The organism is Cytobacillus sp. IB215316 (assembly GCF_033963865.1).
GTDB classification, from domain to species: Bacteria; Bacillota; Bacilli; order Bacillales; family SM2101; genus Nanhaiella; species Nanhaiella sioensis.
The window spans coordinates 316545-340946 of the sequence record NZ_JAXBMC010000003.1 but is presented as its reverse complement, the minus strand read 5'-3'; the positions used below and the strand labels follow the sequence as shown (position 1 = coordinate 340946).

25 protein-coding genes and 1 pseudogene are annotated in these 24402 nt (G+C 35.3%); 12 read left to right on the top strand and 14 right to left on the bottom strand.

Annotated features, from left to right (window positions below; genetic code table 11):
* Nucleotides 1–19 precede the first annotated feature (19 nt).
* Nucleotides 20–895: a vanadium-dependent haloperoxidase gene (locus SLH48_RS08680; protein ID WP_320257835.1), complete on the top strand. Its 876-nt coding sequence runs from the start codon at nucleotides 20–22 to the stop codon at nucleotides 893–895.
* Nucleotides 896–1658: 763 nt separating this feature from the next.
* Here the strand turns inward: SLH48_RS08680 and SLH48_RS08675 are convergent.
* Complete coding sequence (locus tag SLH48_RS08675) at nucleotides 1659–3368, bottom strand: glycosyltransferase family 4 protein (RefSeq protein WP_320257834.1); 1710 nt, start codon at nucleotides 3366–3368, stop codon at nucleotides 1659–1661.
* 159 nt (nucleotides 3369–3527) lie between these two features.
* On the opposite strand from SLH48_RS08675, the gene SLH48_RS08670 reads away from it, so the two are divergent.
* From SLH48_RS08670 to SLH48_RS08660, 3 genes are all read left to right on the top strand, one after another.
* A complete protein-coding gene (locus SLH48_RS08670) occupies nucleotides 3528–4634 on the top strand; it encodes a glycosyltransferase family 2 protein (protein ID WP_320257833.1) in 1107 nt (368 codons plus the stop codon).
* A gap of 159 nt (nucleotides 4635–4793) precedes the next feature.
* Nucleotides 4794–4982 carry a hypothetical protein gene (locus SLH48_RS08665; protein WP_320257832.1) on the top strand — a complete coding sequence of 63 codons (189 nt, stop codon included), beginning with the start codon at nucleotides 4794–4796 and terminating at the stop codon, nucleotides 4980–4982.
* 214 nt (nucleotides 4983–5196) lie between these two features.
* Complete coding sequence (locus SLH48_RS08660) at nucleotides 5197–5787, top strand: hypothetical protein (protein WP_320257831.1); 591 nt, start codon at nucleotides 5197–5199, stop codon at nucleotides 5785–5787.
* A 492-nt stretch (nucleotides 5788–6279) separates the two neighbouring features.
* Here SLH48_RS08660 and SLH48_RS08655 read toward each other — a convergent pair whose 3' ends face one another.
* Both SLH48_RS08655 and dapF read right to left on the bottom strand, forming a co-directional pair.
* The gene (locus SLH48_RS08655) at nucleotides 6280–6642 is read right to left on the bottom strand and encodes an iron-sulfur cluster assembly accessory protein (RefSeq protein ID WP_320257830.1); all 363 of its coding nucleotides are present in this window, start codon (nucleotides 6640–6642) and stop codon (nucleotides 6280–6282) included.
* 184 nt (nucleotides 6643–6826) lie between these two features.
* Nucleotides 6827–7681, bottom strand: coding sequence for a diaminopimelate epimerase (gene dapF, locus SLH48_RS08650; protein ID WP_320257829.1), 855 nt, complete (start codon nucleotides 7679–7681; stop codon nucleotides 6827–6829).
* A 239-nt stretch (nucleotides 7682–7920) separates the two neighbouring features.
* On the opposite strand from dapF, the gene SLH48_RS08645 reads away from it, so the two are divergent.
* Nucleotides 7921–8619: a DUF2225 domain-containing protein gene (locus SLH48_RS08645; protein ID WP_320257828.1), complete on the top strand. Its 699-nt coding sequence runs from the start codon at nucleotides 7921–7923 to the stop codon at nucleotides 8617–8619.
* Nucleotides 8620–8903: 284 nt separating this feature from the next.
* Here SLH48_RS08645 and SLH48_RS08640 read toward each other — a convergent pair whose 3' ends face one another.
* Entirely contained in the window at nucleotides 8904–9140 is a 237-nt protein-coding gene (locus tag SLH48_RS08640) for a YuzB family protein (protein WP_214481050.1), read from the bottom strand.
* Nucleotides 9141–9388: 248 nt separating this feature from the next.
* Between SLH48_RS08640 and SLH48_RS08635 the strand changes: the two genes are divergently transcribed.
* Complete coding sequence (locus SLH48_RS08635) at nucleotides 9389–10456, top strand: NAD(P)/FAD-dependent oxidoreductase (protein ID WP_214481051.1); 1068 nt, start codon at nucleotides 9389–9391, stop codon at nucleotides 10454–10456.
* Between the two features lie 274 nt (nucleotides 10457–10730).
* On the opposite strand, the gene SLH48_RS08630 is transcribed toward SLH48_RS08635, so the two are convergent.
* Nucleotides 10731–11060, bottom strand: coding sequence for a YuzD family protein (locus SLH48_RS08630; protein ID WP_320257827.1), 330 nt, complete (start codon nucleotides 11058–11060; stop codon nucleotides 10731–10733).
* 53 nt (nucleotides 11061–11113) lie between these two features.
* Here SLH48_RS08630 and SLH48_RS22480 point away from each other — a divergent pair.
* Nucleotides 11114–11461: pseudogene (locus SLH48_RS22480) on the top strand (NifU family protein).
* Between the two features lie 322 nt (nucleotides 11462–11783).
* On the opposite strand, the gene thrB reads toward SLH48_RS22480, so the two are convergent.
* The 4 genes from thrB to yutH form a co-directional block, all read right to left on the bottom strand.
* A complete protein-coding gene (gene thrB, locus SLH48_RS08620) occupies nucleotides 11784–12704 on the bottom strand; it encodes a homoserine kinase (protein ID WP_320257881.1) in 921 nt (306 codons plus the stop codon).
* Between the two features lie 2 nt (nucleotides 12705–12706).
* Complete coding sequence (gene thrC / locus SLH48_RS08615) at nucleotides 12707–13768, bottom strand: threonine synthase (protein WP_320257826.1); 1062 nt, start codon at nucleotides 13766–13768, stop codon at nucleotides 12707–12709.
* Nucleotides 13768–15066: a homoserine dehydrogenase gene (locus SLH48_RS08610; RefSeq protein WP_320257825.1), complete on the bottom strand. Its 1299-nt coding sequence runs from the start codon at nucleotides 15064–15066 to the stop codon at nucleotides 13768–13770. Before SLH48_RS08610 ends, thrC begins: the two co-directional genes overlap by 1 nt.
* A 273-nt stretch (nucleotides 15067–15339) precedes the next feature.
* Nucleotides 15340–16350: a spore coat putative kinase YutH gene (gene yutH / locus SLH48_RS08605; protein WP_320257824.1), complete on the bottom strand. Its 1011-nt coding sequence runs from the start codon at nucleotides 16348–16350 to the stop codon at nucleotides 15340–15342.
* 329 nt (nucleotides 16351–16679) lie between these two features.
* Here yutH and SLH48_RS08600 point away from each other — a divergent pair, with 329 nt between their 5' ends.
* On the top strand, nucleotides 16680–17177 hold the full coding sequence (locus tag SLH48_RS08600; protein WP_320257823.1) for a phosphatidylglycerophosphatase A: 498 nt from the start codon (nucleotides 16680–16682) through the stop codon (nucleotides 17175–17177).
* Nucleotides 17178–17749: 572 nt separating this feature from the next.
* Here the strand turns inward: SLH48_RS08600 and SLH48_RS08595 are convergent.
* The 3 genes from SLH48_RS08595 to SLH48_RS08585 form a co-directional block, all read right to left on the bottom strand.
* Entirely contained in the window at nucleotides 17750–18523 is a 774-nt protein-coding gene (locus SLH48_RS08595; RefSeq protein WP_214481058.1) for a TIGR01457 family HAD-type hydrolase, read from the bottom strand.
* An 81-nt stretch (nucleotides 18524–18604) separates the two neighbouring features.
* Nucleotides 18605–19249, bottom strand: a complete 645-nt coding sequence (locus SLH48_RS08590; protein WP_320257822.1) for a metalloregulator ArsR/SmtB family transcription factor — start codon at nucleotides 19247–19249, stop codon at nucleotides 18605–18607.
* Nucleotides 19250–19335: 86 nt separating this feature from the next.
* A complete protein-coding gene (locus SLH48_RS08585; protein WP_320257821.1) occupies nucleotides 19336–19779 on the bottom strand; it encodes a DUF86 domain-containing protein in 444 nt (147 codons plus the stop codon).
* A 162-nt stretch (nucleotides 19780–19941) separates the two neighbouring features.
* On the opposite strand from SLH48_RS08585, the gene SLH48_RS08580 reads away from it, so the two are divergent.
* The gene (locus SLH48_RS08580) at nucleotides 19942–20208 is read left to right on the top strand and encodes a DUF3055 domain-containing protein (protein WP_214481061.1); all 267 of its coding nucleotides are present in this window, start codon (nucleotides 19942–19944) and stop codon (nucleotides 20206–20208) included.
* Between the two features lie 81 nt (nucleotides 20209–20289).
* Entirely contained in the window at nucleotides 20290–20541 is a 252-nt protein-coding gene (locus SLH48_RS08575) for a cytosolic protein (RefSeq protein ID WP_320257820.1), read from the top strand.
* Nucleotides 20542–20828: 287 nt separating this feature from the next.
* Here SLH48_RS08575 and SLH48_RS08570 read toward each other — a convergent pair whose 3' ends face one another.
* On the bottom strand, nucleotides 20829–21113 hold the full coding sequence (locus SLH48_RS08570; protein ID WP_214481063.1) for a YutD family protein: 285 nt from the start codon (nucleotides 21111–21113) through the stop codon (nucleotides 20829–20831).
* 129 nt (nucleotides 21114–21242) lie between these two features.
* Between SLH48_RS08570 and SLH48_RS08565 the strand changes: the two genes are divergently transcribed.
* Nucleotides 21243–21860 carry a YhcN/YlaJ family sporulation lipoprotein gene (locus SLH48_RS08565; protein ID WP_214481064.1) on the top strand — a complete coding sequence of 206 codons (618 nt, stop codon included), beginning with the start codon at nucleotides 21243–21245 and terminating at the stop codon, nucleotides 21858–21860.
* 56 nt (nucleotides 21861–21916) lie between these two features.
* Here SLH48_RS08565 and lipA read toward each other — a convergent pair whose 3' ends face one another.
* Nucleotides 21917–22810 carry a lipoyl synthase gene (gene lipA, locus SLH48_RS08560; RefSeq protein WP_320209554.1) on the bottom strand — a complete coding sequence of 298 codons (894 nt, stop codon included), beginning with the start codon at nucleotides 22808–22810 and terminating at the stop codon, nucleotides 21917–21919.
* Nucleotides 22811–23284: 474 nt separating this feature from the next.
* On the opposite strand from lipA, the gene SLH48_RS08555 reads away from it, so the two are divergent.
* Entirely contained in the window at nucleotides 23285–24280 is a 996-nt protein-coding gene (locus tag SLH48_RS08555; protein ID WP_320257819.1) for a M23 family metallopeptidase, read from the top strand.
* Nucleotides 24281–24402 lie beyond the last annotated feature (122 nt).

The window sequence follows — 24402 nt, the reverse complement described above, 5'->3', positions numbered from 1 at the left end:
AAGAAAAGAGGTGAATTCATTGAACTGTAACTGTCTATTTAATTCTTGTGAATGTAAATGTACGTATGAGAGATGGAATGAGATTCCTTATGCTGGAGAAAGTGAGCCTCCTAAAAACCCTGAGGAACCCTATTCAGGATCATGGTCAACTTACTATATTAAGCGATGTGGCAATCAGTTTATTACTCTTCCAAACAAAGAACCTATTTATTTCTCTATTAAAAACCCAAATTATATAGATTGGAATGAACAACTAGAGAAAGTATTAGAAGTAAGAGATAACCTAGATGATCATAAAAAAACTGTAGCGAAATATTGGGGTACAGGTGTTGCGACGAAGCAATGGACACCAATTATTGATCGACTCATTGACACATATGGTGTCACAGCACCTAGAGCTGCTAGAATATTGGGTGCGGTGCAAAGTGCCATAAATGATACATTTGTCATTACTTGGTTTTATAAATTCCTATGGCTTGTCGCAAGGCCTGATCAGCTAGACCAAGAGTTAGCAACCGTTGTTTGTACACCAAGACACCCTACGTATCCTTCAGGCCATGCCGCTGTTGCTGGTTGTGCTGCAGAGTTATTAAAATATTTCTTCCCAGGGGAATCGTTAAGATTAGACGAATTAGCTGAAGAATGTGCCATTTCTCGATTATATGGACTCGTTCATTTTCCTATTGACAATGATGAAGGACTAAGCCTTGGGAGACAAATCGGTCAAGTTGTTGTTAACAATCTCAAGAAGGAAGTTGACTCACAATGTGACCCAATTGATACGCCATATGAGGATAACCTACACGCAGATCTCATGCCACCTCCGTATGAACAAGTCATTCCATTTGATTTCAATACTGAGTGCCAATCATTAGTCATACCTGACGATGACTAATATGAATAATATACAACAATCCACAATACCCCAGTAAAACCACTGTATAGGAGCGCTCCTATACAGTTTTTATGTAAATATTGTGGATATTGTGAATAAACTGTGGATAAAACTGTTAAAAAGTTAACTCTTTTGATAAATACTAGGCAAAGTAAATGAACTAAGATGTGTGACAGTTTCATTAAAAGGTTTTAACATCTTAGATTTTATTAATGAATTTTCTATATATTAATAATTTTTATTAATAATTATCTATATTCTTTTTCCCTTCAAAAAGTTATATTGATGCTGTTTTTATGCCACTTCAATATCTTTATGTATGAATAATAATGTTATTCATGAACTTTGAGAATATATTAGTTCCGTGGAAAGGTTGAGTTTCATTATACATTCTCAATATATATTTTTTAAAGCTGTGGACATTGTGCGTAAACTGTGGATAAAATTGTTAATAACTTCAACCTGCTAAAGGATAGTGCCGGCAACTTAGGTAAAATATTTACTTTACCTTTTATACACGCTCCTTCTTATTTTAATCATTGCTTTACATAAAAAGCGCTAAACTCGTTCGAAATCTTTTCTATGTTCTATAAAAATCATATTATAGACGTAAATTACTCAATTGTAGCTAATAAAAAGCAGCAAAGTTTACGAAAAGAGCCTTTATATAGTATCAATATTTTCAAAGAGAATAATAGAGTGTAGTAAATACCCTTCTCTACACTCTAAGGATGAATCTTTTGTTGTAGTTAAGATTTACTTATTACACAGATAGTTTATTAATTTGATAAATGTATTCAGGATACGATACTGCATCTCCTAAAATGGACATATACCAAGTAGCTGTTTCATTTGAATTTTTGTTCTCAAGAAGTTTGTTTAGAAAATATATTTCAGAGAAGTGCGTATCTTGAAATGAATGGTTTCTTAATTTCTTTTTTGCTTCAAATCTCCTTTGAAGGCGGTATAAACATAATAACATCCAACGAAAGTATATTGCTTGAAGCTGGGGATCCTTCGTTTCATCATATAGTGAAGTAAAGTCCTTTAATGCTTCTTCAAACTCTCTTTCAATGAAAGGACGATACCCTTTATGATTGATTAATATTTGATTATTATCGGATTGAACTGGACTATAGCAAATATCTTCTACATGATTTTGTATATTTTTATGGTATGCGACGACTTCCCAACGAGCAATTTTTAAGGAGCTATCAATTTCGTATACGACTGGAATTTTTATGACAGATGCTTTTGTTATATTTAATAGTTTAAGAAATTTAATGTAATCGCTTGGATTAATAAATGCATCTTCTGAAATTCCTATGTTCCAATCTTCCTCTGTATGTTGTCGCTTTACTTTAAATGATGCAACCTTCTTATAATAATCATAAATTTCATCTATAGTCACATGCCATTTAAATTGCTTGGCGGTAGAAAGCCCATTCGTTATAAGTAAATCAACTAATTCATCGTCATCTAGCACTTTTTTGATTTTACTAGTTAAGTCTATCGGATCCCTAATTCTACATAGTAGAACATTCTCTCGGTCAATAGCATATTCTAGTACGCCATCATTTTCCGTCGTAACGACAGGACAACCACAAGACATGGCTTCTAATGGTGGAAGAGAAAAGCTTTCATAATGAGACGCAGATACATATAATCTCGCACCTCTATATAAATCTGCGATTGTACTTTGACTAGGTTGAACGAAGGCTTTTGTAACCTTATTTCTCATGTCGTTTGACGGCTCCTCAGGTGTTATCCAAAACAACGATATATCGTATTCTTGTTGAATGACTTGATACGCTTCAATAATTTCACGTATACCTTTAAAAGAAGCAGATTCTGCACCCACCATTAGCATATACGGCTTCTCTGATTTGAATGAAGAACTTCCATCGTAAAAGATGCTTTCATCTATTGCGTTATGAATGACACTTGCTTCTCGACCATAATTTTTATTAATTAATTTAGCTGCATTTTTCGATACTGTATATATAAATGTTGGCAGTTCATATTGACGTTTAATAAATACCTTTAACGTGTCATTCATACTTTCATAATCAAACAAGTGAAAGTCACCTTGTTCAAAATAAACAACTGGCGCAATACCTGTGTCTATACAGGATTGAATATGATCCCAGTAGGTTGCAACAATAACATCACAATTTGGTATTCCTTTCGCTAATTCGATCGTAAATGGAACTTGTATATAAGTAGCATCAATTGGATACCAATGAGGTTTTTCAAAATGTGTCACAATTGTAACTTTAATGCCAAGGCGTGTTAAACGATTAACATGCTCAAAAATAATTTTTACTCCCCCACTTACAGCTACACTAGACATCACATAAACGATTTGAAATGAGTCTTCGGCTTTGTCTTTTTGGCATAAGACCTGTTTTTCAGACATGTGTTGTTGAGCTAATCGCTTGTTAAATTCTTTTAATTTTAGTTCTTCGTACATACTAGCCTCCTTACATTTAGTTGATGAAAAAAATTATACTTCGTATGACATATCATATTAGTAAAAATGATAAGGGTGTTGTCTTGAGGCTCAAAGATCACATAAGAATACTGCAAACATATTATGTTGTATTGATATATCAAAACAGGAGGGCGATCTGTGGTTACAATCAGTTTATGTATGATCGTTAAAGATGAAGAACAAACACTTGAGAATTGTTTAATCAGTGTCAAGGACGCTTGTGAGGAAATCATTATTGTGGACACTGGATCTACAGATAAAACGAAAAAAATCGCTTCAAAATATACAGACAAAATCATTGATTATAAATGGATTGATGATTTTGCTGATGCAAGAAACTTTGCTTTTAGCCATGCTACTAAAGAATACATCCTTTGGTTAGATGCAGATGATGTGGTTCAGCAAGAAGATTTTAAAAAATTATTACAGCTTAAACAGACACTTGACGAGTCTATAGATGCTGTATCTATGATCTACAATATCGCCTTTGATGAGTATGGGAATCCAACGTTTAGTTATAGAAGAAATCGTTTAGTAAAACGAGTAAATCAGTTTAAGTGGTTCGGAGTTGTGCATGAGTATTTATCAGTTTCAGGAAATACTATACAATCAGATATTGCGATCAGTCACCATAAGCATCTAAAGAAGAATGATGTGAGTGAAGGTAGGAATCTAAGAATCTATGAAAACCGTATAAAAAAAGGGGAAGACTTTACTCCGAGAGATTTGTATTACTATGCTAATGAGTTAAAAGATCACCAGTTCTACAATAAAGCCATTAGTTATTATGAGGAATTTTTAGCTACTGAAAAAGGTTGGATAGAGGATGAAATTAGGGCATGTCTTAATTTAGCTGACTGTTATATCCACTTTGGAGACAAAGATGAAGAATTGAATGCTTTATTGAAATCGTTAAAGTATGACTATCCACGTCCAGAAATTTGCTGTCGTTTAGGGAGCTACTTCATGGAAAAGAATGCTTATGAAACAGCAACATTTTGGTTTCACACAGCTCTTCATAAAAGAGATACAAATACCGACGGATTTCAACAACCTGCATACTCTACATGGTTTCCTCATTTGCAACTATGTGTATGCTATTGGAATTTAGGTGATGTAGATCAGTCTATTAAACATAATAAGGAGGCTGAGAAATACCGTCCGAATGATGAAAGTGTGAAATATAATCATCAATTTTTTTCAGAATACATGAAGGAAAATACAGCTAAACAAACAGATGGATAGGCCATTAAACACTATGAGTATTTCACAATTCAAACTTAACCTACAAAATTCCCTAACATCCGGAGTTGTAATAAATATATAGCCGTTTGATAAGAGATTATACCTTTATATAGAATCTACATCACTTCCTACCATATACAATACTGTGGGGAAGCTTTGTTGCATCAGCACAAAAATAATGAAACGTACATTCACTTTTTAAATGCACTAAAGCTCAAAGCTGATTATGTGACACCTATGCAAAACTTAAAAGCAATAGGTCAAATGATAGGTCTTAATTTACTATATAAATATAGAAATAAATATTACAAGGGTAGCTACCCGGTTAATAGTAATTCTTGTACTTAGAAAGTTGGTGTATATAACTTGTATTCATGGCCTTTGCAATATTCTTTTGTACTGTGAAATAAATTTAAAAACCCCATCAAAAATTATTAGTTAAGTTCTGTTTATATGCCTTTTTTTAAGTCATGCAAGCCTTTTTAAGTAAGAATATGGATATTACACCCAACCAATTTTATAAAACGAGCATAAATATAAATAGAATAAGGAGGTGTCAAGAATGTATAATTACGATGAAGATTGCACGTGTAGAGTCGTTCCACAACCAAAACCTGGACCACAAGGACCTCCAGGAAAACCTGGACCACAAGGACCAATGGGTGCTACGGGCGCTATGGGTCCCACTGGTGCTACTGGGATGACTGGTGCTACTGGGATGACTGGTGCTACTGGGATGACTGGTGCTACTGGGATGGGTCCGACGACGATATTTTTAGGTACAGACCAAACACTCACCCCTCCATTCCAGAATTTCATAGGATTAGGTATAATAGGTACTTTTGAACAAACTGCTGTAGCTGTACCGCGGGCTGCTACTACTATAGAACTTACATTTAGCGTGAAGCGGGGTAATGTTTTAAACATTAACCAAACGGCAACTGCTAACGTTTTTATGGATAACATGTGTACCGGTGCCCCTCAACAGCCCCCTCTCGTTTCTGTTCAGATAACTGGTGATGGTAGTACTTGTTGTGCTTCTGCTATGGCCCCTGTTACTCTTATGGGATGTGAATCTCTATCCGTACAAATTGATATAGGTGCTGGTGGCAACCTAACCAATGGTGTTGCTGCAACTATCACATTGACCTAACTGATTAAAAAAAGGGCACAATAGGAATTACCATACTCCTATTGTGCTTTCTTTAAGTGTTTTTTAATAAATATTGAATTAACAAATTTTATATAGCTTAATTTTTCCCTCTAAACTGAAAGTATTAAAGCCATGTCTCTTACCCTTATACCGACATTTTCGTTTACGATTAAGCTAGTATTAAATAATTCATCAGCCTTTTCCAAATCCCTATAGAATATAATTGGTACACTCAAAGTTCATTTTAGCCAGTCAATATATAACTTCGCTTTTCATGAGACAACAAAACTCTACGTTGAAGATTTTTTCTTGTATCATTATGTTTACTTTTATTATGGTTGCTTCAATGACATAGAAAAGGCCTCTTAACGGTTGTAGATACCATTCGCCGTTAAGAAGCCTATTTATATTTACAACCATCAATCGTCGTTTTAGGGGTTGTTATTAATACCACAACATGTAACATCTATAAACCTGATGCTCTTTTATCAACTAACACTCCTCAGGTGCACCCTCATTCGTTGCTGTACGGAACGATGAACCACAGCCACAATTCGCAATGGCATTCGGATTATCGATCGTAAAGCCTCCGCCCATTAAAGATTGTTTGTAATCAATTTTTACTCCCTTTAATATTGGTGCGCTTTCCTCATCAATGACCATTTGAATCCCGTGTTGTTCGAATTGGATGTCACTTTCTGCTACCTCATGTTCAAAGCCCATGCCATACGATAGTCCACTACATCCGCCACCTTGGACTCCGATGCGCAGAAGAGCTCCTTCTTCTTCATTTTCTTTCTTCATCGCATTGATTTGATGTGCTGCTGATTCAGTTATTTCTAATATATCACTCATTCATCTTCCCTCCAATCTGAGTTTTTAATTGTCTAGCTTTGCCTCATAGCCGCGCAAGTCGATTCAACTTAAAGATGACTATTGTACTTTTATTTTTCTTTTAGTATACCTTTCCCGTTTTGGCTATACAAATAATTAGTCCTGTCATAGCATGGGATTCTAAAGGTAGAAATTGATATATCTTCTAGTAGTAATACGTGCCCGTACAAATTGTTTCAGCAGGCCCTGTCATCATGACATTCCCTTCATTTGTCCATGTGATGCGTAAATCTCCACCTGCTAAATGTACAAGTGTTTCTTTATTACGTATCGTCTTTTCATTTAATACAGATGCGACTACTGCTGCGCATGCACCTGTTCCACAAGCTTGAGTAATACCTGATCCTCTCTCCCAAACTCGGAAATGAAGTTCGTGATCATTAACGACTTCAACATACTCAACATTAATTCCTTCTGGGAACCTTGCATCCTTCTCTATTAATGGTCCTTCTGACGTTAATGGAGCCTCATCAATATGTTCAACGTAAAAAATAGCATGTGGGTTCCCCATAGAGACAAGTGTCACTTCTCGCTCTTCACCAGCAAAAATATTTTTCTCACTTACAACAGCTTCCTTCTCATCACCAACCATAGGAATTTGAGAACGTTTTAGTTGTGGTTTGCCCATATCTATCGTTATACTAATGACCTTGCCTTCCTCTTCTTGAATTTGCGCATGTACAACACCTGATAGTGTTTCGATTGGAAATGCCTTGTCACTCACTATTTTATGTTCGTACACATATTTCGCAACACATCTGAGACCATTTCCGCAGTTTTTCCCTTCTGAACCGTCATTATTAAAAATTCTCATTTTCGCAGCTGCTACTTCTGACGGACAAATTAAAATCATTCCGTCTGATCCAATTCCTGTATTCACATTAGAAATTTTTATTGCAAGCTCAGCTAATTGTGATTCTTTAAGATTTTCCTCGAACATATTTACATATATATAATTATTGCCTAGACCATGCATTTTAGTGAAAGTCAGTTGATTCATTGCAACATACCCTCCATATATTTTTTCGTTCCGTTAGTCTTCATGTATATTGTACTCATTTTTTGTTCATACTGGAATTATCCCCCGTATGATATCGTCCTTCATATTATTTGAAGGACTTCTTTTTGTTTCTTTCGACTCATTATTAGCAGTACTAATTTCATATATTTTACGATATAATTATATAAATATTATTTTGTGCTTAGGAAATATAAACTGCTAGTTAGGAAGGAAGCAACATGAATACTATCCCTCCATTATATGATTATAAACCTACATGCTTGCTATGTAAAAAAACTTATACTACTAAAAAGGTTAGATCACGTTATACGAAGGTTTCTCTTCATGAGTCAGATTTCTGTCCTCAATATAAAAATGAAGAATACGATCCTTCACTTTATTATATTTGTGTGTGCCCTCATTGTGGGTTTTCTAGTTCAAATAAGTTTGAATCGGCTTTCCCGCCTTTAACGATTGAAACGATTGAAAAAAATATTTGTGACAACTGGGCAGGTAAAAATTACTGTGGGATTCGGACAAAGAAAGATGCCATTGATACATATAAGTTAGCAATATATAGTGCATTACTTAAGAAAGAAAAACATATAACAATTGCTGGGATGTATCTTCGTACAGCTTGGTTATATCGTAAATTAACAAATCAAAAACAAGAACAACGTTTTATGAAGTTAGCACTAGAGGAGTATATTCAGTCGTATATGACCCACGACTTTAACTTTACCCAAATGTCTGAAATTCGTATCTTGTATATGATTGGAGAATTGAATCGAAGACTTGGTAACGATGAACAAGCTATTCGATATTTTTCAAAAGTTCTTGAACAGCAAAATAACACGATTGAATACGGAATCATTAACATGACGAGAGAACGTTGGTATGAAATCCGTCAGGATCGCCAAATGGTCACTCTCGATTAGGACAGTTGTTGTTGGATTATTAATCTTAGAGCATGAAGATTAAAGCAAATTGAGCAGGTACCTTATCAATTTAAGAAAGCTATAGCATGACCAAACATAATAGTAATCAAAAAAAGTGCACTAATAAATGAGTGCACTTTGTTTATTCTGTTACGACATATATTATTTTTTGTACCAAGAATTAAATACGAATTACGAAGCACTTTTCCTTCAATAAAATGACGGCAGTCAAATTAATTTTCAATTTAGTACCATTAGCAACAGAATTTACGAAAAGAGTCTCATTAAAACATCGGATTATCCTCTAAATATTGATTTATATTATTTACGAGTTCATCAGCATCTTTTCCTACAACAATCTCTCCGTTGACAAGTGCAAACAAGGATTGGGCACATTTACCACAATAGCCTAAACATCCATACTCAATGATATCTAAATTTGGATCCTTCTCAAGCCTTTCACGTGCTTGTTGACCACCATTAGCTAAATTACTAATACAAAATTCAATAATAGGCTTCATTTTTTTCACCTCTCATCGATTTTATATGCTACTCATTTTTTGCTGTTTCGTCAACAATATTGCTCAAATTTTGTCAAGAAATATGGAATATTTGTTGTTATTTTGTCGTAATTTAGTTATACTTTTTTATGGTTTCATCATTATTTAGTTATTAACCATATTAATATGTATAACATTATATATTTTATAGAAAATTTATGAAGTACGTATCGTAATCTCTTACTTTTTTAACAAAGGGGAAGTCAACAATGAAAAACCTTGTCATTCTTGGTGGCGGATACGGTGGTATGCGTATCCTTCATCGCCTTTTACCCAACGAACTACCAAATGATGTCCAAGTTACTCTAGTTGATCGCATTCCATATCATTGTTTAAAAACCGAATACTATGCTCTGGCAGCTGGTACCATTTCAGATACGCATGTACGAGTATCTTTTCCTGAGCACGATCGGTTGAACCTCTTATATGGAGAAGTTACGAACATTAATTTGGAAGATAAAACTGTTGAATTTCAAGATCGAGAACCGTTATCTTATGATGATTTAATCATTGGTTTAGGCTGTGAAGACAAATATCATGGCGTTCCTGGAGCGCAAGAATATACGTACAGTATTCAAACAATTGATAATTCACGAGACACTTACCAAAAGCTTAATAACTTACCAGCAGGTTCCACTGTCTCTATTGTAGGTGCAGGACTAAGCGGCGTAGAGTTAGCAAGTGAATTACATGAAAGCCGCGTTGATTTAAACATCAAACTATTCGATCGTGGAAAACACATTTTATCGATGTTCCCTGAACGTTTAAGTAAGTATGTTGAATCATGGTTTTTAGAACATAACATAGAGTTAATTAACAATGCTTGTATTACGAAAGTAGAAGAAAATGTCTTATATAATCATGATGAAGGTATCTCAAGTGATGCAATTGTTTGGACAGCAGGCATTCAGCCAAATAAAGTCGTTCAAGCTTTACCTGCCGAAAAAGATGCACAAGGACGCGTAGTATTAACGAACCAGCATAACATTCCTGAAAATGAAAATGTCTATGTAGTTGGTGATTGTGCAAGCCTGCCACACGCACCTAGCGCACAACTCGCTGAAGGGCAAGCTGAACAAATCGTTCAAGTGCTTCTAAAGCGCTGGAATAATGAAGAACCACCAAGCGAATTCCCACCAATTAAATTAAAGGGTGTTCTAGGTTCTTTAGGTAAAAAACATGGTTTCGGTTTACTTGCAGATAGACCTCTCATGGGAAGAGTTCCTCGCCTATTAAAATCAGGAATTCTTTGGATGTATAAAAATCACAGGGGATAAACTTGGCCTCTGATTATCATCCAACATACCTCGAGCTACATTTAGAATGTCACAAGCGGGTTGACCACCCTAGAGCATATCAATACCAGAGGCTTTTGCCTCTGATTTTAATAAAACGTCATCAATGGCTGGCTATAACTATGCCAGGAGATTGACTAAATTACATGGTACATTAAACAAGAAAAGACGGGCTGTTACCCGTCTTTTAACTGTATTTTTTGCTATTAACCTTATTAAACGAGCTTTGGATTGCCTTCACTTAGTCATATGCTTGTTATCCTTGTTGATAGCCGTATTTCTCCATTTCTTCAAATACAGCTTTTAATTTAGGGTTCCCTTCACCAACAATATTGTCATTAATAACAACTACTGGATAAAACATATCCTCTTCTATCACTCTAGTAGCGAAGCTCTGTTTGTCCTTCTTTGAAGGGGGAGCATATATATCAACATATGATATTGTAAATGGCTGATTAGGAAATTTTCTCGTTATTGCAGCATCCAACCATTCATATGTTTCTTTCGAAGATGGTAAGTTTACACAACTAGGACATAATACTTCCGTACCGTATACACAAACTTCTACTTGTTGTAATATAGTCATAGGGTAAGACACTCCTCTTTTTCAGTGTTCTTATCTTATTGTACAAGAAAACGATTGCTAACGAAACTTTTTCTGTAACCCAATCGGTAAATATCCAAGTTCGTACGATAGATTTTTTTCATTACACTGTTTATAATAGATAATAAGGAAAGGAGTCGATAATCTTGGCTGAATTAGCAATGGAAGAACAAGTACAAGAAGTTTTAGATAAACTTCGCCCATTTCTTTTACGTGACGGAGGAGATTGTGAATTAGTTGACGTAGAAGAAGGTATTGTAAAGTTACGTTTATTAGGTGCATGTGGTAGTTGTCCGAGTTCCACAATTACATTAAAAGCAGGTATTGAGCGTGCACTTCTAGAGGAAGTACCAGGTGTAGTAGAAGTAGAACAGGTTTTCTAACCTGATATAATATGTCATATTGGTCATCCACCACTAGTTCACTAGTGCTAGAGCAAGACAATATGAAAAGCGAAACCTTCCTGAATGGAGGTTTCGCTTTTTTATTATATTGTTTTTGCATTGATTTTTTTGTTGTTCATCGTAAAATATAAACACGGAAAATACCTGTGATCTCGTCGCAATTTTTCTTCTATAAGACGATACCATTCGCTTACGACCTCACTGTGTTGCAATTTTATATAAATAACAACAAAATCTTATGAAAAGAACTTTTATTTACAGTAGACCGAGCTTTTATGGTCAGTTAATCTTTACAGTATAGTCAGTTCACTTCTTCCTTTTCTTTCGATGTTTGAACTACCGTGCTCCCTTGATTGTCTACAGAAAGAAATTCTATTTTATGTTGAGAAAAGCTGCTTTGTAGGGATTTTTGAAGATTTGCACCTTTACCTTTTTCAGCAAAACAAATAATTGTTGGTCCAGCTCCACTTAATGCTGTACCAAAGGCACCGTATCTTCTCGCACAAGAGCTAATTTCGTCTATGTCAGGAACGAGCTTTGATCGATATGGTTGATGAAAAAGGTCTAGCTCCATCATTTTTCCCGCAAGCGTCCAATTTTTAGTCAATAAAGAGCTTATTAACACATTACTAATTGAGCTTGCTTCAACAGCCTTTGAGAATGCAAAATCACTTGGAAGGACACTTCTAGCTTCAGCAGTTTTCAATTCAAATCCAGGTATCACGACTACAATATCGACATCAAAATCATGTACTGCGATAATGTCAGTTTCATGTTGACGGTGGCTACCGATTATTAACCCTCCATAAATGGATGCACCAACATTATCAGGGTGCCCTTCATATAAGCTAGCAAATCTAAGCTTTTCATCATTTGTCAGATGCAAATCACATAACACATTCGCTAGTTCGATTCCTGCAACAATGGCAGCTGCGCTACTACCAAGCCCTCTAGCAAGTGGAATTTCACCAGTAACGTCTACATAGCATGGAGTTAACTCTTTTTCATGTATATCAGCTACTTTTTGTGCAACTTGAAATATGAGATTATCTTTACCCGTCGGAATATCTCTTAACTCGTCTGTCAGCGAATGAAATAACCATTGTGTACTTCTCTGTACTTCAAGTGTTAAGTAGCGTGAAACAGCTAAGCCGATAGAATCAAACCCTGGTCCTAAGTTGGACGTACTGCCTGGTACTTTTATCACGATCCGTTCATTCATAGTCACGAATGAACAGCTCCTTGAATATGATCAAATACAACTTTCTCGTCATTCGGCAATACAACAGGCTTAATTTCTGTTGAATCAATGGCAACATTTGGATCCTTTAAGCCATTCCCAGTCAAAACAGCCACAACTTTGCTTCCTTTGATCATTTCTCCACTCTTTAGTTGTTTTATTACTCCTGCTATTGAGGCACAAGATGCAGGCTCTGCAAAGATACCTTCACTACGTGCTAACAGACGATATGCTGCTAAAATCTCATCATCTGTTACTTCATCAATTTTACCGTTTGATGATTTAGCTGCATCAACTGCATAATCCCAGCTAGCTGGATTTCCGATCCGGATCGCTGTAGCAATAGTTTCTGGGTTTTTAATTACTTCACCTCTTACAATCGCAGCTGATCCTTCTGCTTCGAAACCTCTCATTTGTGGTAAACCTGTCTCATGCTTTTCATTGTATTCTTTAAAACCTTTCCAATATGCGGTAATATTTCCTGCGTTACCAACAGGGATAGCTAGCACATCAGGGGCAGAACCTAATTGGTCACATATTTCAAATGCTGACGTTTTTTGCCCTTCTATTCTATATGGATTCACCGAGTTCACTAGCGTAACTGGCGCAATTTCACTAAGCTTACGAACCATTGTTAGCGCATGGTCAAAGTTTCCTTCAATTGCAAATATCTCTGCCCCATACATGACTGCTTGAGCAAGTTTCCCCATGGCAATTTTCCCATCAGGAATGACAATTATACATCGCATACCAGCACGAGATGCATATGCGGCAGCTGCGGCTGAAGTATTTCCAGTGGAAGCACAAATCACTGTGTCACTGCCTTCCTCTTTTGCTTTTGCTACAGCCATTACCATCCCTCGATCTTTAAATGAACCAGTTGGATTTGCACCTTCTATTTTGACATATAGGTCAATCCCTAGCTCCTTTGAGAGATTGTCAGCTCGGATTAATGGTGTATTACCTTCATGTAAACTTAGTAATGGTGTGTTATCAGTAATCGGCAAATAACCCTTGTAATGATGTAATAATCCTTTCCAAGCCATTATACATTCTCTCCCTCTATGCGATATGAACTTTTCACTTCATAAATAACATCTAAATCCTGTAATTGCTGCAAAATTTGCTCATAATCTTGTAATGAAGCGTGATGTGTCACTAATACGATTTCCGCTAAATCACTTTCTTTTAAAGGTAACTGTAATATTTTTTCAAAGCTTACATCTCGTGCTGTAAATAGACCCGTTATTTTCGCAAAAGCTCCAACTTGATCCTTCACATGGATACGTAAAAAGTATTTTGAAAGAATTTCTGAAGCCGCTTTAAGTTGCTTATCATATTGTGGAGTAATAAAGCTATTTCCATTAATACCAAGTCTCATGTTTTTCATTACTCCAACCAAATCTGAAACTACTGCAGTAGCTGTTGGTAAGCTACCAGCCCCTGGGCCATAAAACATTGTTTCTCCTACTGCTTCACCATAAACATATACGGCATTGTACTCGTCATTTACTGATGCTAACGGGTGTGACTCCGGAAGTAGCGTCGGTTGGACACTGACTTCAACTCGATCACCACTTCTATTCGCCAAACCAACAAGCTTCATTGTATATCCTAATTGCTTACTATATTGAAGATCCTCTTCCGTAATATCTGTTATACCTTTCACTGAAACGTCTTCTAAATCAATATTCATCGAAAAGCCGAGGGTAGCCAATATTGCCATTTTCCTTGCGGCATCTAATCCTTCAACATCTGCAGTTGGATCTGCTTCCGCATACCCCAATTGTTGTGCTTCTGCTAGCACCTCATCATAAGGACTACCAAATTTATTCATTTTCGTTAAAATAAAGTTTGTTGTCCCATTTACAATTCCCATCATTTTAGTTATTCGATCTGAAGCAAGACCGTCTACTAAGCCTCTTAAAATTGGAATTCCGCCTGCGACACTCGCTTCATAGAAAATATCACAACCGTTTTCTGCAGCAACTGTTAACAATTCTGATCCATATAACGCCATAAGGTCTTTATTTGCTGTAACAATATTTTTCTTATTTCTGAGTGCATCTAAAATATGTGAACGGGTTTCATCTACTCCACCCATTACTTCGATGATAACGTCGATGTCAGGATCATTAATCACATCATCAACATTCGTTGTGAGCACAGATGCATCTATCTTAACATCCCTATCTTTATTAACATCTTTTACAACGATTTTCTTAATTTTCACCGGACAGCCGACCTGATGCATAAGACGATCTTGATGGTTTTCAATAATTTTCACAACACCGGAGCCTACTGTTCCAAGACCTAATAACCCAACTGAAATTGACTGTACCATACTCCCCACCTCGTTCATTGTTTTCTCCATAGAAACATTTGTTTATATATAAAAGACATTATAGAGAGTATTACATATGATTACAAGCCTTTTTTTAAATGCAAAAATGTAATCGCATACTTTTATAATGACTGTTTTTTAGTGATTAGTTGTTGTATATCGTACTAAATTATAGACATGTATACAACTTGCCTTTCTTGGTAATCTATTTTCTTCAAAGCACAGTTCTTATGATTCAAAATACAGTTTACAAAATGAGCTTATATAAAAACCTCACTTATATAACCATTCCAATTTCTTTAATGATCCTTGCTGGTTTACGTGAGACAAGTAATCATATACTTCTTTAAGAAAATGCTCATACTGCTTTGTTGTTTGTAAGATGTTATCTAAAGCTTTTATATTCCTTTCTGCATTTTCTTGTTTATTATTACGATAATATTCTTCAATACAATCGAAATAATGTATCGGAAATAGTAAACGAGCAAACAATATTCTAATAAAAAAAGGAGATAGTTGCTTGGAGCGTCCATAATGATAAATAAATTGAGGAATTGTTCGGTTGTCAAACTTACCAGCTCTAAAATATTGGTGTCGCAACCACTCAGCAATATCTCTTGACGGATGATCAAAAACCCAATCTGTAGGAAACCTTACAAGCTGTTGATGTGACCATGTATTTTCTGTAAACCGCTGATGACAAACTGTTGCAGAATCTACTGGTTGTGGTTGTTCATCTAATTCTGTATCAACAAGAAATTGAATAGCGTTTTCTGTTATACCTAAGTAGTATGGAAATGAGCATAGAAATTTTTCATCGAAAGCATTTAGATTTTCTGCTCTTACTTTTCTCCCCCAGAATATTTCCATTTGATCAAGCCTTTTTTCCCATAAGTATTTCCACTGTCCAATCCTAGCAGTTCTCGTTACTGAATATGGAAACCCACGACCTATATGATGGAATTTGGCAAGTTCCTTTGCTATATGTACATGTTTTTTGTACGTAAAATTTTTATATTGTAACAAAGCATACCTTTGGTCATTAATAAGGGCAAACAATAAATTACTCTTAGCAGGTACGAACGTTGCAGTGAATTGGTCTCCTTTTTGAACAAAATACTTACTAAACTGATCAAGTTCCATTATTTCTTCATCTTCAAGATGATCAACACGGACTGCAACATAGGATGTACGGTTATTTCTAAGTGAAAGGAAACTACCTGGATTTGAAAAGCTCTCATTCACAGATATTCCAAAAAATTCATCTATTTGCTCTTTGTTCATTTTATTCTCCTTTCTTCACCATAATAAAGGCAATCTCATAATGGCTTAACTTAGCTAATTTACTTATATGTATGCTGCTAATTACTTGAATAATCTACAATGCTCCTTTATGATATAGAAAACAATCTGGCAAAATTTTTCACATTCTTAACAATGAACTAGTAAAATATAAGAAAAGTGAGAGCTAGAGCCATCGATGAAAACTTCCATAAAACATGAAGGTTTCTGTTCGTAAGATATGTATCTCATAGGTAATGTTAAAAAACAACTACATTCCATATGAGACGCTTAAATGTAAGAAAAAAACACTTAGGAATCAGGTGACTACAATGGAAATTGAAAAAAGCAACCAAATCGAAGCGAGCGCTAGAGAGCTATTAATTCAAAGAGGTGTTACAATCGATGATATTGCTGACCTTGTATATTTTTTACAAGTGAAATATCATCCAGATTTAACGAAGGAAGTATGTAAAGATAATATTGAACGTGTTTTATCTAAACGTGAAGTACAAAATGCTATATTGACAGGAATTCAATTAGACATTCTTGCAGAAAAAGGCTTACTTGAAGAACCACTTCTTTCAACAATTACTGAAGATGAAGGGTTATATGGGGTTGACGAAATACTCGCCTTATCAATTGTCAATGTATATGGTTCAATCGGGTTTACTAACTATGGATATATTGACAAAGAAAAACCTGGCATACTTAAAGATTTAAATGATAAATCCTCAGGTAAATGTCATACATTTTTAGACGATATCGTAGGAGCGATTGCAGCAGCTGCCTCAAGTCGACTTGCCCACAGATTCGCAAACACAGAGTAAGAAGAAAGGTGGAAGTGCCTTGAACATCCCCGACAAGCACTGGAGCCATTTCACATGAAGGCGCTTTTTGCCTTCGGGTGAAATGGTGAAGTGACTCGAGGGGATAGGCACAGCAGCTGGACAAGAAGAAAAGCGGAAGGTGCCCGCTTATCGACGACAAGCATAAGCCAGTTCGGCATGGAGGTTGCTTTTTAACCATCTTGACGGATTGGCTTATGACCTCGAGACGATGGCACCTGTAGCTAGACATGTAGAAAAGCGAATGTGCCTTGAACATCCCAAACAAGCACTGGAGCCATTTCACATAAGGTGCTTTTTGCCTTCGGGTGTATGCTTGCAATGACCTCGAGAGGCTAGGATGCAAACTTGAAATACCTTGCAACGTTAAAGGTTTATGTAAGAAAAAAAACTGTTAAAACGCTTAGAATTGAATGCACGTCAAATTGTTAAACAGTATCTAACAATTTGACGTGCAGTTTTTATGTGCTAAATATATTTTATTACGATGTTAATTAAACATTTTGTTGCGAATTAAACTTCTTAATGAAAGATGATGCGGTTTTTCCAACAGATTAAATAAGTTCCATCCATTCTTCTAAAGTATTGATGACGTGTGTTGGCTGCTGCTTATACCCTTTTAATAATTCCTTAGTCGTCACACCTGTATGAACTAATAACGTATCCATACCAGCATTCATACCTGCTAGAATATCTGTATCGTAATTATCTCCAACCATCACAGTATTTTCTTTAGCCACACCAAGTACTTTTAGGGCTTGGTCTACAATTATTTTTTCTGGTTTACCTATAAAGATTGGATCAACTTGAGTTGAAACAGTAATAACAGATGTTAGTGAACCGTTACCTGGTAATAACCCTCTCTCTGTTGGGATTGCAATATCACCATTTGTTGAAATAAAAGTTGCTCCATCTCTTACAGCAAGACAACCTAATGCAAGTTTCTCATAATTAATACTTCGATCAATCCCTACTACAACAAAATCGGGTTTGTTATCCTTTAATTCAATTCCTTGATCAGTTAATGCTGTTTGAATACCTTCCTCCCCTATTACGTATGCACTGGCATGCTCTTTTTGTTCTGATATGTAGTTAGCAGTTGCCATACTAGTCGTAAAAACCTGCTCTTCTGTAGACGGTATATCAAAATCTCTAAGCTTTTGTGCTACTTGTGCTGGTGTTCGAGAAGAATTATTCGTTACAAATAAATAGGGGATATTATTCTTGTATAATTTTTTCACAAAATCACTCGCTGCATCAATTTTATCTTTTCCCCTATACATGGTTCCATCTAAATCAATTAAATAGCCTTCATATTTCTTTGACATGTTACACTCTCCTAAATAGTCATTGTGCTTTCTTATCTTATCAAAAAAAACACTTTCTATAAAAAATAGAAAGCGTTTACTTTATTTTTTTCTATTCTCTGATGGCTTTTTTACTTCGTAACGACAATAATCATCGCCTTTTGCTAAACAAGAGCATGCAGTCACATCAGTTTTAAGTACATCTTTAAATAGTTGTAATTCACAAGCACATGCTTGTTCATAGTGCTCAGCAACTTCGGAAATTGGACAATTAAATTCGTTAATGTAAAATACGTCATCGTCTTTTTGTTCAATTTCTGCCATATATCCATTTTCATTTTGAATAGAAGCAAGTTCTTTAATTTTTTCCTCAAATGTTTTATTCTTCAATCGATCGTCATATCTTTTCGTCAATCGGTCTAATCTATTTTGGAAAAGTTGATGAATCATTTCTTGTCCGCCTATTTTATGAATATCTTCCAGGAACTCTAAGGTAACTGATTTATAATTTCGAGGAAATAGTTCTTCACCTTTAGCTGATAATTGATAGACATGTATAGGTCTACCAATTGCTTGACGTACAAGTGTAGATTGTATATATAAATCTCTTTCTAATGTATTTAAGTGTCTTCTAACAGCCATTTCTGTTATTCCAAGCTCATTAGCAAGTTCAATAACAGTCAGACGCTTTTTGAATTTAAGCAGCCTTAAAATTTCATCACGAGTTGAAGAGGATTTATTTTGCATGTACTTTCACCATCCTCTTCTTATTGTATACGATTTTACATGTTATAACAATTAATACGTTGCAAACAGCAGGCTACCATAGCATGCTATCGTTCATTTCTAAATGCTGATACTGGGCCTAATTCATTAGCTAAATAGTTTAGAACAGACGACGAAAATGTTTTAATACAGGCTATGTTATTCTGTACTTCAGCTATTAATTGTTTATGGTTTATATGTAAATAATCATGGACAACCATTTTACGGTAACGAATTATATTTTTAAGTGCCTCACCATCATCTTTGGAAACGACCTTTTCATCAATTAATATATCTATTATATCTTCATAACTTCCTGGATCTCGCATAATGAATCCATCAATGATTAAATTTCCTACATCTAGTACCGACTCAATCATAATATGTACTATTCGTTCCAATGCTAATTGTTCAATTTGCCCATTGAATGTTTGTTTACTTTCAAATAATTGCACATGATTATCTAAAAAGACTAATGTTACTTCTATTTTTTGTCTATCAACAAAATACATATGAGTCTCCTTTCAACTTACAAACTTGCACTTACCCTTATTCTACCACATCATAAGGTCCGATATTGTTGCTGCTTCCCTCCTAAATATTCAGATACTCATAAGAAAGTTGCGTGGTTGATTCATACGATATAATATACTAATAGTAAGGAGGGAGTACATATGAGTGAACGTTTCTTTTTATATGATGAAACTGCACAAACAACGACAAGATTTGTGAGCTTCATGGGAGAGCATCAACGTTTTGATTTGGCAATTATTAAATCAGATAAATATTACGGTAAGCACCTTGTCTTAAACTTACTAAGTAATAAATTTGCTATTATAGGTCAAGACGATTTGGATGAACCTGGGTTTCTTGAGGGAGCTTATCAGCTTAGTGAAGAAGACGCACATGAGTTGCGCTCATTTTTAGAAGAGATTGTATAATTCAGTCTGTTCACTGGGAATAATACCAATAGATCTAACTTTAAGCTGTTGGTATTATTCCAAAAAGTAGGTGTAGCCATCATGAATAATAATAAGAATGAATCTTACTCAGATTTTAATAATGTAGAAGCAATGAAAAATTATCTAGTTCCAGAACAACTCCCTGAAGGTCCTTATGGCTCACCTCGGGGACAAGAAGAGCAAGTTGAGAATAAAAGCTCCTCATGGGAGCCAAGTCAACGATATTATAGTGCATTTAACTATGAGGTTAAATCACTACATCATGATATTCCTCGCAAATTTCCTGGTGCACACCCTCCACATGACAAATAAAGTGCTCATGTGTTATGGCAAACCCTTGTCGTAAACTTTGTTTTCTATTTTTACAATATCACAAAGCTAGGTCTTTTAAACTTTGTGCTTTTTTACTTACTTTAAGCAACAGATGTGTACGATATGATTTTTATAGCCTTTAAAGGTAAAAGGTGCTAAACATGATTAGCCCTTATGACGAAAAGCAACAATTAATGGGAAAACAGCCTTAACAAAACAAAAGATATGGCTTAAGGCTAGTTGTATGTTGGCCTCTAATACGTCATGACAATAGTATTGATACTAGCTTACTTTTTTTTATTCTTCACTTTTCGCAAGACAAAATACGCACAGCCAAAATTACAATATTCAAATAAATACTCTGAGATTGAACTAATCTTTGTATCAAATGTTGCTTTTTGATTTTGATCTTCAAAAAAGCCTCGTAACCTTAATTGATTATAACCCCAATCCCCTACTATGTAGTCATACTTATTTAAAATATCTGAATATCTCGCTCGGAAATCCTCTTCTTTAAACCCATCTTTTATATTTTCAACTAATTCAAAACAATGGTTATTAATACAAATCATTAAATATACCTCCTACAGAAAAAGAAGTTCTTACCTTATTTTTACCATAAAAATTATAGAATTACCATTCGATTACTCTTATAAAACTGTTTCAATTGCACAATGTTAGTATATGAGGAGGTGTTTGAATTGAACAAAACGATGATACTGCTAGTCAGCATATCGAGTGCTTTTTATTTAACAGCTTGTGCAACCAATGCAGGAGAAAAACAAGCACTTTATGAAAGAAACGGTACAACAGTTAATGTTACAGATCGCAACGATTTATATAATGAAACAAACTTGAGAAACGATAGAGAGCCTACTCGTTATGGATATGTGAGACATCAGAAAAACCCTATACCTGGAAAAGATACATCATATGATCAGATGGCTAAATTAGACAAAGAACAAGCAGCTGACGTAATTGGAAAGTTATGCACTCAGCTACCGAACGTTTCAGATGTAGCCACACTCGTCACTGATGAAGAAGTATTAATCGCTTATGAAACTGAATCAGATGATAGAGACTTGATTGCCGAGCAAGTAAAGAGAACTGCAACATCAGTTGTTCCAGGCTACTACGATATTATTGTTGCAGATAATCTAGAAATAAGCAAAGAAATTGAAAGGTATGGAGCCTTGGATGCATCTAATAGTAGTATCGATAAATCACTTAGAGAAACCATTAAGAAAATGTTGACATATCCTCAAGGAACAGACTTTAATTCAAACAAATTGAAAGACCAAGACATGATGTCAAAATAAAGTTCATTATACACTGAAGTCCAGCATTGTAGCTGGACTTCTCATTTAAAAAATATTTATGCTTCCTGCGCTTTCTTTGCAGCTGCATTAACTTGTTCATCGGCATGATATGAAGAGCGAACAAGCGGACCAGACTCACAATGACTAAAGCCTTTACTTAACGCAATTTCTTTAAATTCAGCAAATTCATCAGGGTGATAATATTTCACAACAGGTAAATGACTCTTAGAAGGTTGTAAATATTGCCCAATTGTAAGAATATCAACTTGATTTTCTCGTAAATCATCCATAGCCTCTATAAGATCTTCCTTCGTTTCACCTAAGCCAATCATAATACTTGACTTAGTTGGAATATCTGGCTGCATTTCTTTCGCTCTTCTTAAAAATTCTAAAGAACGCTCATATTTTGCTCTAGCCCTTACTCGATCCGATAATCGCTTAACTGTTTCAATGTTATGATTTAAAATATCGGGACGTGCATCCATTAATGTTTTCAAATTATCATATTTTCCTCCCATATCAGAAGGGAGCACCTCTATAGATGTAAGTGGGCTTTTCCTTCTAATAGCCCGAACAGTTTCTGCAAACACTTCACTTCCACCATCTTTTAAATCATCACGTGCAACAGCTGTAACGACCACATGCTTTAAATTCATTAACTGGACAGAATCAGCAACACGTTCAGGCTCTTGCCAGTCAAGCTCTGTAGGCAAGCCTGTTTTTACTGCACAAAAACGACACGCTCTCGTACATATATCTCCTAAAATCATAAATGTCGCCGTTCTTCGCTCAGCCCAACATTCGTGTATATTTGGGCACTTCGCTTCTTCACATACAGTATGTAGCTTCTTTTCTCGCATCATTTTTTTAAGGCCTGTATAATTTTCGTTCGTATTTAATTTTATTTTCAGCCATTCCGGTTTACGTTTATATTCCTGTTTGTTAGCCAATTTTATCAACTCCAATTTATAGCTATCTCATTAATTATATATCCAAACAATGTGTGTATCCAAATTTCAAGCTTTTTGCATTGATTATTGCTTTTGCACAAAGATACATATCCCACTAGTTCATGACATCTTATCAAATTTCATCAAGCTGTAGTTTACAAATGAACAACAAAGTAAACTAAAAAAGCCCCATCCAATGTTATTTCTTCTGTCACTTTACCACATTTCTCAAGAAACGAACAAGAAAAAAGAATTACCAAGAATTTCTACTCGATTTTTATTATTAAAATACTACTTAGCTACAAACTAACATTAAGTAGCTCAGAGAGGGATCAAAGGAGCTTCACCAACAGAATTAACATGAGAAGGCTTAGCTTTAAGCGCTCAAGTTTGTGCGGTAATGGATACGAGTGATATAGCAAACAAACTCAAATTTTTTCCTCACTTTTTTAACACCTTTAATAGAAGGGAGAAATGAATTTCGTGCAACGTATTTCTATGGTATTATTAATCATTTTTGCAATCCTTTTTACTGAAACGTATGTCGTTCATGCTGAGGAAAAAAATGTACAACAAACTTACAATGAACGAATGGGACTATACAAGAAATTTGAAGCAGTCACACAAATCCCGTGGTATTATTTAGCAGCTGTTGATCAATATGAACGTAATGTACGACGAATTAGGAGGGACATTCCTGATGACGAAGGGATTATAGGTGTTTATATTAATTCAGATATGTGGACAGGTCCCTTAAATCCAAACAAAGCTGATCAAGACCTCTATTCCATTCAATTATTTGGCGGCATAGGAATGGACGGTGATGGTGATGGTTTAGCTGATCAGCAAAATGGGGAAGATGTTCTATATACCTTTACTCAACACTTTTTAGCTAATGGAACAGACCATGAAAGTATTAAAATTGCATTGTGGGATTATTATAAACGTGATATATCTGTTGATGTAATATTAAGTCATGCCAAATTGTATCAAACATATGGGAAGCTAGATCTTACTCAACACGCATTTCCTGTATCTTTAAATAGTAATTATAGTTATAGAAGTACTTGGGGGTATGCTAGGAGTTGGGGAGGCAGACGAAGCCACGAAGGAACTGATATTTTTGCTAATTATGGAACACCTGTACGCTCTACATGCTATGGAGTTGTTGAAATCAAGGGGTGGAATAGGCTCGGTGGCTGGAGGATAGGGATCCGTGACATTTCTAACACGTATCATTACTACGCACATTTAAATGGTTTTGCAGATAATATTAAGGTTGGTCAAGTTGTAGAGCCAGGTCAGGTCATCGGCTCTGTCGGTAGCACTGGTTATGGACCACCAGGAACTGCTGGAAAATTCCCTCCTCATTTGCATTATGGAATGTATAAAGACAATGGAAACATCGAATGGTCATTTGATCCATATCCGCATTTAAAAGCATGGGAACGACAAGAACGAAATAAGTAATAAAACTAAGCAGTTTGCTATGAATAAAATAGGTGGCCTATCAACTGAATGCGTATTTTGTCTTCTAACTTCAGACAAAAAAGCGAGCACACGTTTATCTTCTTAAGCTAAAGGCAAAGGTG